Raw genomic sequence first — 13143 nt, forward strand, 5'->3', positions numbered from 1 at the left:
TCACCTGCTTGCCTGCTGCCGAGCGCACGCTGAACTCATCGGGCGGAGCCGTGCCACCGGTGGCGGGCCTTTGAGGCAACGGTGCACCTCCGCTCGGCGGCAAGCCGGCCCCGAATACGTACGTGGCGCGTCTGCGCCTCCATTAGGGGCGGTGGCGGGTGACGGGTGGGATTCGCGCATCACCCCCCATTGCCGCAACCTCTGTGCCTGTGGTGCCCGGATTCTCAACCAGGATGCAGCCGCGTGCGGGTCTGCCGGCCGCAGGCGCGCGGCCGCCTACAGGTAGGGGCCCGAGCGGGAGCCGCCCCGCTCGCCCTCGGCCTGAGCGGACATGCCGGCGGGCAGTGCCTTGCGCATGTTCTCCAGCTGGGCACGGGCCGCCATCTGCTGGGCGAACAGGGTCGTCTGGATGCCGTGGAACAGCCCTTCCAGCCAGCCGACGAGCTGGGCCTGGGCGATGCGCAGCTCGGCCTCGCTGGGGGCGTCGCCCTCCGTGAAGGGCAGCGTCAGCCGCTCCAGCTCCTCCACCAGCTCCGGGGCGAGGCCGTCCTCCAGCTCCTTTATCGAGTTGGTGTGGATCTCGCGCAGCCGCGCCCGGCTCGCCTCGTCCAGCGGGGCGGCCTTCACCTCGTCGAGCAGCTGGCGGATCATGCTGCCGATCCGCATCACCTTGGCCGGCTGCTCGACCATCTCGCTCAGCGGTCGCTGCTCGGACTGCTCTTCGCCGTCGTCGGCCGTGACCGAGTCGCCGCCTGCTCCGGCGGCGCCCATGACCAGTACGTGCGGCTGCTTGTCCTCGTCGTATCGGTCGCTCATGAATCCCTCATCCAGCGGAGGTCCGTCAGGTGGTCGTCAACGGGTGAGCACGATCTTGCCGACGTGCGCACTCGATTCCATGATGCTGTGTGCCTCGGCGGCGCGCGCCAGGGGCAGGGTCTGGTCGACGACGGCCCGGATCGAGCCGTCGGCCACCAGCGGCCACACGTACTCGGCCACGCCCGAAACGATCGCCGCCTTCTCGGTCAGCGGGCGCGAACGCAGCGTCGTGGCCTGCACGGACAGCCGCTTGACGAGCATGCGGCCGAGGTCGAGCTCGGCGGAGCGCCCGCCCATCAGCCCGATGATCGCAAGCCGCCCGCCGACGTTCAGCGAGCGAACGTTGTCGGCCAGGTAGGAGCCGCCCATGATGTCGAGGATGACGTCGGCCCCTGCGCCGCCGGTCTCCTCCTTCACCCGGTCCGGGAAGTGCTCCTCGCGGTAGTTGATGCCGACGTCGGCGCCCAGCTCGCGGCACTTGGCGAGCTTCTCCGCGCTGCCGGCGGTGGTGAGGACCCGCGCGCCGCGCGCGTGCGCCAGCTGGATGGCGAACGTACCGATGCCGCTGCCGCCGCCGTGCACCAGGAAGGTCTCGCCGGGCTGCAGCCCGGCGGTCATGAACACGTTGGACCAAACCGTGCACGCCGCCTCGGGCAGGGCGGCCGCCGCGGTGAGGTCCAGGCCCTCGGGCACGGGCAGCAGCTGGCTGACGGGCACGGCCACGCGCTCGGCGTAGCCGCCGCCGCTGAGCAGGGCGCAGACGGGGTCGCCCACCGACCAGCCGGAGTCCTGCGTGCCCGGGCCCAGCTCCAGGATCCGCCCGGAGCACTCCAGGCCGGGATATTCCGGGGCGCCGGCGGGCGGGGGGTAGTTGCCCTGGCGCTGGCTGACGTCGGCGCGGTTGACGGCGGTCGCGGCGACGTCGACGATGACCTCGCCCTCGGCGGGCGTGGGGTCGGGGACCTCTGTCCAGGCCAGGACGTCGGCCGGGCCGGGTTCGGTGATCAGGATCGCGTGCATGACGCAACGCTACCCAGGCGGCGGCCGTCCGCGCTTCCCGCATCGGCCGGCTGTGGACACCGCGGGCCGAGTGGGTGCGGGGTGTCCGGTTTTGGCTGCGGTTCGTATCTTTGTTGGCGGAGGAGAGAATGGTCGTGAGTCCGGGTCCGGGCCGCCGATCCCCATGGTGCGGCCAGGCGGCAGCGATCGGACATCGCGCACCCGAGCAAGCGTCTTGAGGAGAACCGCGTTGGCACACCGAGAGCACGACGGTTCCGACCATGCCGGAATGCGTGCGTGGGACGGCGACCACGGCCAGGGCGCCGACGGACCGGGCGAGGCGCCCGCCGATCGCGGCCCGGACGAGCAGTGGTTCGGCGAGCCCTCCCCGCCCCCTCCCCCCTACGCCATCGACGAGGGCGCGGTCCCGCCGCCGCCCTATGCCATAGGAGGCGCGGGCCCGTTCGAGGGCGACCGCCCAGGGCCTCAGCAGCACACCGGGCAGCCTCCCGGCGAGCCAGGAGGAGCCGGTGCTCCCCAGGGGCCGCCTCCCGGACCCCAGCACCCGCCTGCGCCGGATCCCCACCGCCCGGCGCCCGGCGCCCCCGGGTGGCAGCAGCCCGGGCAGGAGGGCGGCCCCTACCAGCAGCCCGCTCCCGAGCACCACCCGTCCGGGCCCTACCCCGGCCAGGCGGGGCATGCGCCCCAGCCGCCGTACCAGCAGGATCCGCAGGGGTACCCGTCCGGGCCGTACCCGGCGCCCGGCGGCGCGGGGCAGCAGCCTTCGCCGCCCGGATACCCGGCGCAGGGATACGGCCAGCCGCCGCCCGCCGCCGATCCGCAGGCGCCGCCGGCGGCCTACAACGGGCAGCCGCTCGGGCCGGCGCCCGCCTATCCCGCCGACGGCCCCGGCGCCGATTCCCCGCCTCCGCCCGGCTGGAACCCGCCGGCCCCACCCGACCCCGGCTACGCGCAGGAAGCCCCCGGAGACCCCGGCCCCGTCGGCGAGCCCTACGAGGGCGGGCACCCCGGCGCCGGATACGCCGACAGCGCCCCCGAGCCCGGCGAGGGCCCGGCACCCCAGGCGCCCGCGCCGGGCGAGGCGGGCGCCGCCGGACCCCCGGCGCGCGAGCCGTCCGCACCGGTCTGGACCAACGGGACCGGCCCCGCGCCCGCCACCGGCGCGTTCGCGCAGTGGGCTCCGCCCGAGCGGGCGCCGAGCCCCACCGCGGACGGGCGTCCCGGCGGGCTCCCGCGCCCGGGCGAGGCGACGGAGGTTTTCCGGCCCTACCAGGAGCCGGACCCGCCGTCCGCGGGCGGTCAGGCGTCCGAAGCGCCGCAGCAGGCGGACCCGGCCGCCGGACCGCAGTGGACCTCTGCCGAGCCCGTCGCGCCGAGTGGACCGGGCGGGGAGCCGCCGCCTCCCGGCGCGCCCGAAGGCGCGCCCCGGGGCGAGGAGATCCCCGATCCCGAGCAGCTGCCGCCGCTGCCGCCCAACGCCGCCGGCTCCGCCGGTGCGCCCGGCCCCGCCGAGGCCCCGCCCGCGCCCGGAGCACCGCAGGGCCACCCGGGCGCTCCCGGCTCCGGCGGTTACCGGCCGCCGCAGCAGGAGGGCGCCGCGCCGCCCGATGCGTGGGGACCGCAGTACCCCGGCGGTCCGGCGCAGCCTCCGCCCGGGGAGTGGCGGCCGGAATCGGCGCCGTCGGGCCCGCAGCCCTGGAACGCCGCACCGCCTGCCGCTCCCGGACCGGCCCAGCAGTGGCCGGGGACCGGCCCGCAGCCGGCCGGCGGCCACCCGCCCGGCTACGGCCGGCCCTACGACCAGCCCTACGACCCGTATCGGCAGCCCGGCCCGGACCCCTCCGGCGCGCCCAACGCCTACCATCCGGGGCCGGGGGCCGCGCCGGGGCCGCCGGGCGCTCCGCAGTCGGGCTTCCAGTACCACGCCCACTTCGCCGAGGGCGTGCAGCCGGGACAGCAGTACCCCGGGCAGCCGGGCCAGCCCGGCCACCCCGAGACCGCCGAGGACCTGCGTGCGGAGAACCTGGTCAGCGACAAGCGGCCGGGGCCGAGCAAGGGCTGGCGCAAGATGCTGCACTCGGCCACGTTCGGCCTGGTCGACGTGGGGGAGTCGGCGGCCGAGCAGCGCCGCCGGGAACTGACCGAGCGTGCGCGCACACAGGTCGGCGGCGGCCACCACCGGGTCGCGGTGCTGAGCCTGAAGGGCGGCGTGGGCAAGACCACCACCACGGTCGCGCTCGGCTCGATGCTCGCCTCGCTGCGCGGCGACCGGGTGCTGGCGGTCGACGCCAACCCCGACCGCGGAACCCTGTCGGACAAGGTGCGGCTGGAGACCGCGGCCACCATCCGCGACCTGCTCAACGAGCGGGAGTCCATCTCCCGCTACGCCGACATCCGCGCCTTCACCTCCCAGGCCAACAGCCGGCTGGAGATCCTCGCCTCCGACCGCGACCCCGCCGTCTCGGAGGCTTTCAGCGAGGACGACTACCGCAAGGTGTCCTGGCTGCTGGAGCACTATTACTCCATCTGCCTGACCGACTGCGGCACCGGGCTGCTGCACTCGGCCATGCGCGGCGTCCTCGGCCTGGCCGACCAGGTGGTGCTGGTCAGCTCGGCGTCGGTCGACGGCGCGCGCAGCGCCAGCGCCACCCTGGACTGGCTGGAGGCCCACCAGTACGGCCCGCTGGTGCGCGGCGCGGTCGTGGTGCTGTCGATGGTGCGCACCGGCAAGAGCAGCGTGGACCTGGACCGGCTGGAGCAGCACTTCGCGAGCCGGTGCCGCGCTGTGGTGCGCGTGCCCTGGGACGCCCACCTGGAGGAGGGCGCCGAGGTCGACCTCGACCGCCTGGCACCGGCCACCCGTGACGCCTACCTGCAGCTGGCCGCCACCGTGGGCGAAGCGTTCGCCTGGCCCCGGTGACCCGTCCGGGCGGGGCGCCGCCCGGACGGTGCGGACGAACGAAGCCCCTCCCCGGATCCGTGCGCAGCGGATCGGGGAGGGGCTTCACTAATGCGGAGGGTGTGGGATTTGAACCCACGAGATCCCGCTAAGGATCTTGTGCTTTTCAAGAGCACTGCACTCGGCCACTATGCGAACCCTCCAGAAGGCGGCCACACAGGCCGCCCACAGCATAGCGCAGACATCCGGGCGGGTTTCAGAACTGATCCGACCCGGTCACCTGCCCGATCGGGAACGCATGCCGACTGGCTGCGCAGATCGTCTCCAGGGCGTGGATCGGCATGTCGTCGGTGCTGATGCTCACCCGCAGCACCTGCGGCGAAACCATCCGCATCGACGTGACCGACCAGCGCGGACGCCAACCGCCCGGCGTCGATGCGATCTCAGCGGACGATGACGCGCCCGATGGGCTCGGACTCGTCTCCGCCTTCTCCTCAGCGATGGGGTCCGTCCGCCTCCGTTCCCGAGAGTGCACGACATGGACCGAACTCCGGACCTGATCTCCAGTAATCACTCCCGCCGGGCCATCCGTCCGGCCCAGCCGCAAGGGGTGCACATGCTCCTACGATCCTTGTCTCGAAGCGACCGAGAACCGCTCGCGCCGCCTCGGCGCGGACGAAACCGTTACCGCCGCCTTCGCCGGGCTGCTCGTGTTCGGGGCTATGTGCGGCCTGCTCCTCACATGCCAAGCCGACGGCCCGAGCCCAGCGCTGGTGACGATGGCCTGGACGGTCTCCGCCAGGCTCTTCGCGGTCCGGCAGGCTTCTGGCCGTCCGGCCCGACCTGGCGCACACCCCCGGCGACCTCCTGGCGGGGGTGGCGTGGGAGCAGTGGGAAGCCGCGCTGCGCGTTCACTCCTTGGGGGCGATCAGGGTGTCGTCCAGGTAGCACCAGGCCCAGTCCTGGTCGGCCTCGGCGGCGGTGACGAGGGGGTGCCTGGCGTCGGCGGCGTGGGCCGAGGCGTGGCGTCGGGGGGAGGAGTCGCAGCAGCCGACGTGGCCGCAGTCGAGGCAGATGCGCAGGTGGACCCAGTCGCGTTCGCCCAGTTGCAGGCAGTCGGCGCACCCGGCGGTGCCGGGCAGGACCGTGCGGATCCCGGAGGTGTGCGGGCAGGGCGCCTGGGGATCGGCCGCGAACTCGACGGGGGTGTGCGGGTCGGGGTAGTCGCCGGGCGCCGGCACGGGAAGGCCCAGTTCGTCCAGCAGCGCACGGGTGAGGTGGGCGGCGGCGGCGCGGGAGGTGTCGACGATGCGGCGGGCGCCCGAGGGGGCGAGCACATCGGGTTCGGCGGCGTCCACGGGACGCACGACGATCGGCACGCCGGGTGCGAGCCCGCCGATGACCGAGGCGATGCGCGCGCTGTCCTCGCCGGTGTTCTCCGGGATGACCACGGCGCGGGCGGTGAAGAGTCCCGCCTCCTCCAGGACGTTGCGGTGCAGCGGGTCGCCGCGGACCACGGTGTTGCCCTCGGACTCGGCCGCCGCCGCGAGGTCGGGGCCCAGCGTGGTCACGGTGACGGGGACCCCGCGGGCCCGCACCGCGGCTGCGACCTCGGCCGCCACCGGCCCCCAGCCCGAGATCAGCACCGGCGCATCGGGCTCGGACCCGTCGCCCGGCTCCGGGGCCGCCCCGCCCCCGGCGGGGCGCCGCCGGGGGCCCGCCCACCGGCCGAGGCGGTCGCCGAGGGCGGCCAGCGCCGGTGTCAGGGTCATCAGCAGCACCGTCACCGCGATGAGGATCTGCTCGCCCTCGGCGCCCAGCCCGGCCGGCGTGAGTCCGGCATCGGCGCCCGAGCGCTGCAGCACGAAGGAGAACTCCCCGATCTGGGCCAGCAGCAGGCCGCCCGCCAGCGCCGTCGATGCGCCCGTACCGAGCGCGGACAGCGCGACGGCGCCGGTGGCCGCCTTGAGGACGACGACCGCCGCCGCCAGCAGCAGTACCAGCCACCACACCTCCAGCAGCGCGCTCAGATCCAGCAGCATGCCGATGGAGACGAAGAACGTCGCGCTGAAGAGGATCTGCAGCGGCAGCACCTCGCCCAGGGCGTGCGCGCTGTGCCGCGACTCGCTGACCACCAGCCCGGCGAGGAACGCGCCCAGCGCGACGCTGACGCCTGCCAGCGAGGTCAGGTAGGCGGTTCCCAGCCCGATGGCGACCACGGTCAGCAGGAAGACCTCGGGCGAGCACGTCCGCGCCACGCGCTCCAGCAGCGGCGGCATGACCTTGCGGGCGACGACCAGGACCGCGGCCAGCATCGCGGCGGCGGTGCCGAGCGCCTCGGCGATCCCCAGGGGCCCGTCGCCCGAGCCGCCCAGCAGCGGGATCAGCAGCACCATCAGCACCACGGCCAGGTCCTGGAAGATCAGCGTGGCGAGGCCGGCCTGCCCGAGCGGGGAGGTGGTGCGCCCGGCCGCGGCCAGCACCTTCAGCACGATGGCGGTGGACGACAGGGCGACCAGGAAGCCGGTGAACACGCCGGTCTGCCAGTCGGCTCCGAACGCGACGACCAGCGCCGCGGTCGCCGCGGTCGTCAGCAGCACCTGCAGCCCGCCGCCCAGCAGGATGTGCCGCTTGATCGCGGCCAGGCGCTCCAGGGAGAACTCGATGCCGATGGTGAACAGCAGGAGGATGACGCCGATCTCGGCGGCGGCCTCGACGGTCGAGGTGTTGCCGACCAGGCCCAGCTGGTGGGGGCCGATCAGCACGCCGGCCAGGAGGAACCCGACGATGGGCACCACGCGCAGGCGTGCGCTCAGGTAGCCGATCACGGCGGCCGCGCACAGCAGCAGCACGACGGGGGTGAGGAAGGCGGGCGTCTCCTCGGCGGCCAACAGCATGGCGGCGGTCCCTTCGTGCGCTGCTCACATGGCCCGATCGGGCGTGGCCAGAATAAGCGCCGACCGTGCGCGGGGCGAGTGCCGACGGGCGCGGGGCGGGCGCCGAGCGGGAGGGCCGGTCTCTGTCGCGTGCGGGGGTTACCGGCGAGTAATATCTGGGCCATGGCAACCATGGACGCAGAGACCGCCGAATTCGTGAAATCCGGATTCCTGGGAGCGGTCCCCTTCGCCCGGACGCTGGGCGTGCAGTTCCTCGAGATCGACTACGGCCGCGCCGTCATGCGGCTGCCCGACAGCGCCGACCACCACAACCACGTCGGCGGGCCGCACGCCGGAGCGATGTTCACCCTCGGGGAGTCGGCCTCGGGCGCGATCATCATCGGCACCTTCGGCGACCGGCTCGACCGGTCCGTGCCGCTGGCCGTCAAGGCCGACATCCGCTACCACAAGCTCGCGATGGGCGACCTCACCGCCGAGGCGCGGCTGTCGCGGTCCCGCGCGGAGATCCTGGCCGAGCTCGACGCGGGCGGGCGCCCGGAGTTCGACGTGGACGTCGAACTGCGCACCGACGACGGCACCGTCACCGGCTCCATGAGCGTCACCTGGACCCTCAAGCCGAGCAAGGCGGACGATCCGGAAAACGGCTGAATCCGCGCCGGCAGCGCGCGGGCGAGCACACCGCCGTGTCGGTCCCCGGCGGCCCGGGAATGTCGTAGCCGGTGGGTACGGTTACCACGCCGGCAATCCAGTCGGCGGATCCGCGAGCCGTCAGGGGGCGCACCATGGCCGGACCCGATCCCTCAGCCGTGCCCGCCCGTGCGGGCAGCGCGCCGCCCGCACGCGCGGCGCGGATCCCCGCCCGCGGCCTGCCCCGCGTCCGGCGGCCCGGCCGGCCCGCGTACACGGAGGTGGCTGCACCGTGAGATTCCGAGCCGAACGCGATTCGTTCGCCGACGCCGTCACCTGGACGGCCCGCGCCCTGCCCGCCCGCCCGTCCCTGCCGGTGCTCGCCGGCATGCGGCTGGAGGCGCTGCCCGGTTCCTCCGCGCTGCGGCTGTCCAGCTTCGACTACGAGGTCTCGGCGCGAGCCGAGGTCGAGGTCGGCGTCGAGGATCCCGGGGCCGTGCTGGTCTCCGGCCGACTGCTCGCCGAGATCGTGCGCAACCTCCCCGACGCCCCCGTCGACGTCCACGCCGACGGCGCCCGGGTGCTGGTCACCTGCGGCAGCGCGCGCTTCACCCTGCTCACGCTGCCGATCGAGGACTATCCGGCGCTGCCCGACATGCCCGACGTCAGCGGCTCGCTCAGCGCCGACTCCTTCGCCGGCGCGGTGCGCCAGGTCAGCCCCGCCGCCAGCCGCGACGACACCCTGCCCATGCTCACCGGGGTCAACCTCGCCTTCTCCGGCGACTCGCTGACCCTGGCCGCCACCGACCGCTACCGCATCGCGGTGCGCGAGCTGTGGTGGAAGCCGCAGGCCGCGGAGCTGGAAGCGGCGGCCCTGGTGCCCGCCCGCACGCTGCACGACATCGCCCGCTCCCTGGCGGGCGGCACCAACGTCGACGTCGCGCTGTCGCCGGCCGCGGCCGGCGGGGCCTCGGGCGAGGGGATGATCGGGTTCGAGAACAACGGGCGGCGCACCACCACGCGTCTCATCGACAGCGACTTCATCAAGTACCGGTCGCGGTTCCCCGAGGAGTCGGCGTCGCGTGCGAAGGTCGCCACGGCTCCCCTGATGGAGGCCGTCAAGCGCGTCGCGCTGGTGGCCGACCGCAACACCCCGCTGCGCCTGTCGTTCAGCGAGCGCGAGGTCGTGCTGGAGGCCGGCTCGGGCGACGACGCCCAGGCCGCCGAGGCGCTCGACGTCGAGTTCAGCGGCGAGCCCATCCGGGTGGCGTTCACACCCGACTACTTCCTCGACGGCCTCGCCGCGGTGCACACCGAGACCGCACACATCGACTTCACGCTGGCCACCAAGCCCGTCGTCATCTCCGACGTCCCCGGCGACGACGACCGCCCGCCGGAGTTCCGCTACCTGGTCATGCCGCTGCGGGTGTCCTGAGCCCCGCTCGGCGCGGGGCCGTGCGCGTGCCCGGAGAACCGCTCAGTCGGGGCAGCCCTCCATGTTCTCGATGTCGTGGTTGAGGTCCAGGGGGACGAACTCGTAGTGCCGGGTGCGGTACTTCAGCAGTTTGTGGCTCATCGGCACGGCCCACCCCTGCAGCATGGGGTGGCGCCGAGCGAGCAGCAGCGATGCGCGCTTGGCCTCGTCGCCTTCGAGCGGGCGCACCTCGCCGCGGACGGCGCCGCCCCGCGGCCGCCCGCTGAAGGTGCAGGGGCGCAGGTCGGCGGCCGCGTTGCGGGCCAGCCGCTTGGCCTTACCCGATTCCTCCCAGGTGCGGAACAGGACGCGGCCGTCCTCGACCACCACGCTGACCGGTGTGCCCTGCGGACTGACGCCGTCGTCGCGGTAGGTGAGAAGCAGGGCGGTCTTGTAGCGCTGGAAAGGCCGGAGAAGCGTGGCTGCGGTCATCTGAGGCGACTCCCGTCGGACAGCGGAGCGTGCGACTCCAACTCTTCCCAAAAGAGTGGCCCATGTCACCCCCTGCGGCTCCGCGGCTTTGCGCGCGCGGAGCGAAGCGAACGGCGCCGCCGCCGAACCCCATTCCGCGGTTCTCGCCGCACTTGTCCGCCCGGACCGGATCAGCGCCCGTTCCCGCCCGATCGGCGGGACCCCGGACGTGAATGGGACGCGGTTTTCGCGGTTGCCGTGCGGCCCGCAAGTGAACGGGAAGCCGCGGTAACCTGACCGCCGGCCAATCGGGAGCAGAAGAAAAAAGCCGCGGCCACCAGGTTTATCCACAAGCGATTTGGGCCGCTCGGCAAAACCCGATGGGTTTTCCCGAGTTACCCACAGAGTTATCCACAAGGCGCCGACATTGGCGGAAGCATGTGGATGGGAACGGCTGTGCCCGCTTACTCCCTTTCGGACAGAGCCGAGTTGCCGCCCTGGCTGACCGGAGTACCGATGCCGAGTTGGGCGCGGCGCCCCCGCGCATAACCCGCGCGGTAACCGGCGCGGTGGTGGGTGCGTTCGGGACGCGTCGGCTTGAGCTGAGGGAACCGGCGCTGGAAGTCCTCGCGCACCCGGTCGACGTCGGTGCGCAGCACGACCTCGGCCCCGCGGGAGGACGCGGCCTGCTCGCCGGACTCCGTGCCCGCCTCCTCCCGGCCGTTCTCGGGCTCCTCGCTCAGCCTGGCGCGGAACTCCTTGATCCGCTCGGCCACGGCGTAGCCGTAGGCGCGCACGAAGGACCGGTAGAAGCGGCTGCGCTCGGTGGCCAGCGTGGAGCGGTCGTAGTTGCGCAGCTCGCGCAGGTTCGCGATGTGCTCGCGCGCGGTGAACCGCGCCGAGGCCTCCATCTGCATGGTGATCGACGGCAGCAGCACGCGCAACGCATCCAGCGCGCTCGCGGTGCCGACGATGATGAGCGTGCGCTCGGTGTTGGCGGAGGTGTTGCCGCGCACCGCCGACTGGCAGCCGTAGGCGGCCGCGATCCCGGCCAGCGCCTTGACCCGCGCCTTGCCGTGCCCGCCGACACCCGAGACCGGGAAGTCCAGCCGGGTGACCGATTCGGGCAGCTCGCCGCGTTCGGCGCGCGCCTCGGCCTCGGCGATGGCGTGCCGGGTCATCAGCTCGGCGGCCTTGGCGGTGAACGCCTGGCTCTCGGCATCGGTGACCGCGGGATCCTCAGCCATCCGGAGGAGCCCGCGGACCCGCTCGATCATCTTCTGACGAGCTTCAGTCGACATAGAGCGCTTGGTCGTTCCCCGTGGTGTGTTCTGCCATGGACCGGTGCAACAAGCGGATCAGGCCGACTTGTTCCCCGCGACCATGCCGATGATGCCGAGAATGACCCAGATCACCGCGGCAGCGGCCAATCCGGAGAACACCGCGCCGAAGAAGCCCCCGGCGAAGAGGGAGGTGACGGCGATGCCCAGTCCGGCCAGCGCGGCCGGGCCGGCGGCGAAGCGCCACGGGTACTGGCCCGCCCAGCGGCGCGCGCGCCGGTCGCCCTTGCCGCCGAGCAGCGCGACGCCGCCGCCGACCAGCGCGAAGAAGAAGATCGCGGTGCCGACCGGCCCGGCGATGGTGACAGCGGGCAGCGCCGTGAGGAAGGACAGGCCCCCGGCCACCACGCCCGCCCCCGTCGCGATACCGGTGGGCCACATCAGTGTCGCCGCGTGCACGGGCATGAGAGAGTTTCCGCGCTCCAGCGTCATGTCAGCTCCTTTGTTCCGGCTGGTCGAAGCCTGGCGTCCAGCCTGTCTCTGCCAAGGATGCCCGCCCGGTGGCGGAACCGCATCAGGGGCACACCCCTGACTTACCCCTGACCGGGCACTCCGGCACTTCTCACCCCGGCGCCGCGGGCGTTGCGCGCCGCCGGGACGGCTTCTGCCCGGATGAACGAGCGGTACCCGGCGGAAGTGCCCGGGGTCCCCGCCCGCACCCGCCCGCGCCTATGCGTTCGGCGGTCCCTCGGCGGGCAGGGAGGACGCCGCGGCCAGCCACGACGGCGGGACCGCGCGCATGCCGTCGGCGCCGGGCGCGCCGACCCGGTCGGTGACGAGCACGGTCTCGGTGCGCACACCGTCCGCGGACTCCCCGCCGGCCGGCTCCGCGGTGAACGCGCCGGAGTGCGCGCGCACCACCTCGACGCCGGGCACCGGGTCGGGCGCCGGGGCGTCGGCCGCGACCAGCAGCCGGATCCGGGGGAACCACAGGTGCAGGCCGGCGTCGCCCAGCCCGGTCGGCAGCGCGTCGGCGGTCACGCCCCCGGCCGCGAGTCCGGCCAGGTCGTCGCGCAGCCGTTCCAGCGGTCCCGCGCCGTCTTCGGCCAGCACCGCGGAGGCGTCGACGTGCACCGCGATGCGGCGGCCGAGGGCCTCGCGCAGCAGTGGCCAGGTCCGGCCAAACGCCGGCAGCAGCGGCAGCTTGGGGACCTCGCCGACACCGACCCAGCGCACCTCGTCGCTCTCCCAGTTGGCCGCCTCCAGCCTGCCGCCCACCGCGGTGCGCGCCAGCACGGTGTCGTAGCGCCAGACCGTGTGCTCCTGGCGGTGCAGGCCGATCAGCTCGATCTTGCCGGGATCGCCGGCCACCTCCTCGCTGAACTCCCGCAGCGCCGCCTGCACCGGGGTCTCGTCGCTGTTGCGCGCTCCGCCGGGCACGCCCCAGGTGCCGCCCTGATGACTCCACACCGCGCGGTGCTGCATCAGCACCCGGCCGCCGCTGCCGCCGCGCGGTCCGGGCGCGCGCAGCAGCAGGCCGGCGCTGCCGAACCGGCCCCAGCGGCGCGAACCGTCGGGAAGCGTGACCCAGCCGTCGCCGTCGCTCATCCCACCTCCGTTGTCTGCCCCGGATCTCGGGGAGGCCTCAACCCCTTCCACCTTGCCCACTGCGGCCGACTCCGGCCAGTGCAGACCCACACCGGGCTCCGCCCGGCCGCT

The 13143-nt window shown here is 73.9% G+C and carries 10 protein-coding genes and 1 tRNA gene; 3 read left to right on the plus strand and 8 right to left on the minus strand.

Features of this window, described 5'->3' with window-relative positions; all coding sequences use genetic code 11:
- Window positions 1-276: 276 nt before the first annotated feature.
- Together FZ103_RS23450 and FZ103_RS23455 are read right to left on the minus strand one after the other, a co-directional pair.
- Complete coding sequence (locus FZ103_RS23450; protein WP_156004295.1) at window positions 277-816, minus strand: bacterial proteasome activator family protein; 540 nt, start codon at window positions 814-816, stop codon at window positions 277-279.
- Window positions 817-852: 36 nt separating this feature from the next.
- A complete protein-coding gene (locus FZ103_RS23455) occupies window positions 853-1836 on the minus strand; it encodes an NAD(P)H-quinone oxidoreductase (protein WP_156004297.1) in 984 nt (327 codons plus the stop codon).
- 268 nt (window positions 1837-2104) lie between these two features.
- On the opposite strand from FZ103_RS23455, the gene FZ103_RS26245 reads away from it, so the two are divergent.
- Window positions 2105-4756 carry an AAA family ATPase gene (locus FZ103_RS26245; RefSeq protein WP_394350137.1) on the plus strand — a complete coding sequence of 884 codons (2652 nt, stop codon included), beginning with the start codon at window positions 2105-2107 and terminating at the stop codon, window positions 4754-4756.
- A gap of 93 nt (window positions 4757-4849) precedes the next feature.
- Here the strand turns inward: FZ103_RS26245 and FZ103_RS23465 are convergent.
- A tRNA-Ser gene (locus FZ103_RS23465) sits at window positions 4850-4938 on the minus strand.
- A gap of 708 nt (window positions 4939-5646) precedes the next feature.
- Window positions 5647-7632 (minus strand): cation:proton antiporter, encoded by a 1986-nt coding sequence (locus tag FZ103_RS23475; RefSeq protein ID WP_156004299.1) that lies wholly within the window; start codon window positions 7630-7632, stop codon window positions 5647-5649.
- Window positions 7633-7803: 171 nt separating this feature from the next.
- On the opposite strand from FZ103_RS23475, the gene FZ103_RS23480 reads away from it, so the two are divergent.
- Both FZ103_RS23480 and dnaN read left to right on the plus strand, forming a co-directional pair.
- On the plus strand, window positions 7804-8280 hold the full coding sequence (locus FZ103_RS23480) for a DUF4442 domain-containing protein (RefSeq protein WP_186356778.1): 477 nt from the start codon (window positions 7804-7806) through the stop codon (window positions 8278-8280).
- A 271-nt stretch (window positions 8281-8551) separates the two neighbouring features.
- The gene (dnaN, locus tag FZ103_RS23485; RefSeq protein ID WP_186356768.1) at window positions 8552-9694 is read left to right on the plus strand and encodes a DNA polymerase III subunit beta; all 1143 of its coding nucleotides are present in this window, start codon (window positions 8552-8554) and stop codon (window positions 9692-9694) included.
- Window positions 9695-9736: 42 nt separating this feature from the next.
- Here dnaN and FZ103_RS23490 read toward each other — a convergent pair whose 3' ends face one another.
- The 4 genes from FZ103_RS23490 to FZ103_RS23505 all read right to left on the minus strand — a co-directional run bounded on the left by FZ103_RS23490 (window position 9737) and on the right by FZ103_RS23505 (window position 13032).
- Entirely contained in the window at window positions 9737-10165 is a 429-nt protein-coding gene (locus FZ103_RS23490; protein WP_156004303.1) for a PPOX class F420-dependent oxidoreductase, read from the minus strand.
- Window positions 10166-10608: 443 nt separating this feature from the next.
- Window positions 10609-11421 carry a DUF2786 domain-containing protein gene (locus FZ103_RS23495; RefSeq protein ID WP_186356779.1) on the minus strand — a complete coding sequence of 271 codons (813 nt, stop codon included), beginning with the start codon at window positions 11419-11421 and terminating at the stop codon, window positions 10609-10611.
- Between the two features lie 81 nt (window positions 11422-11502).
- A complete protein-coding gene (locus FZ103_RS23500; protein WP_156004307.1) occupies window positions 11503-11916 on the minus strand; it encodes a hypothetical protein in 414 nt (137 codons plus the stop codon).
- 237 nt (window positions 11917-12153) lie between these two features.
- The gene (locus tag FZ103_RS23505; RefSeq protein ID WP_156004309.1) at window positions 12154-13032 is read right to left on the minus strand and encodes an NUDIX domain-containing protein; all 879 of its coding nucleotides are present in this window, start codon (window positions 13030-13032) and stop codon (window positions 12154-12156) included.
- Window positions 13033-13143 lie beyond the last annotated feature (111 nt).

The sequence above is a fragment of the Streptomonospora sp. PA3 genome (assembly GCF_009728995.1).
Lineage (GTDB): Bacteria > Actinomycetota > Actinomycetes > Streptosporangiales > Streptosporangiaceae > Streptomonospora.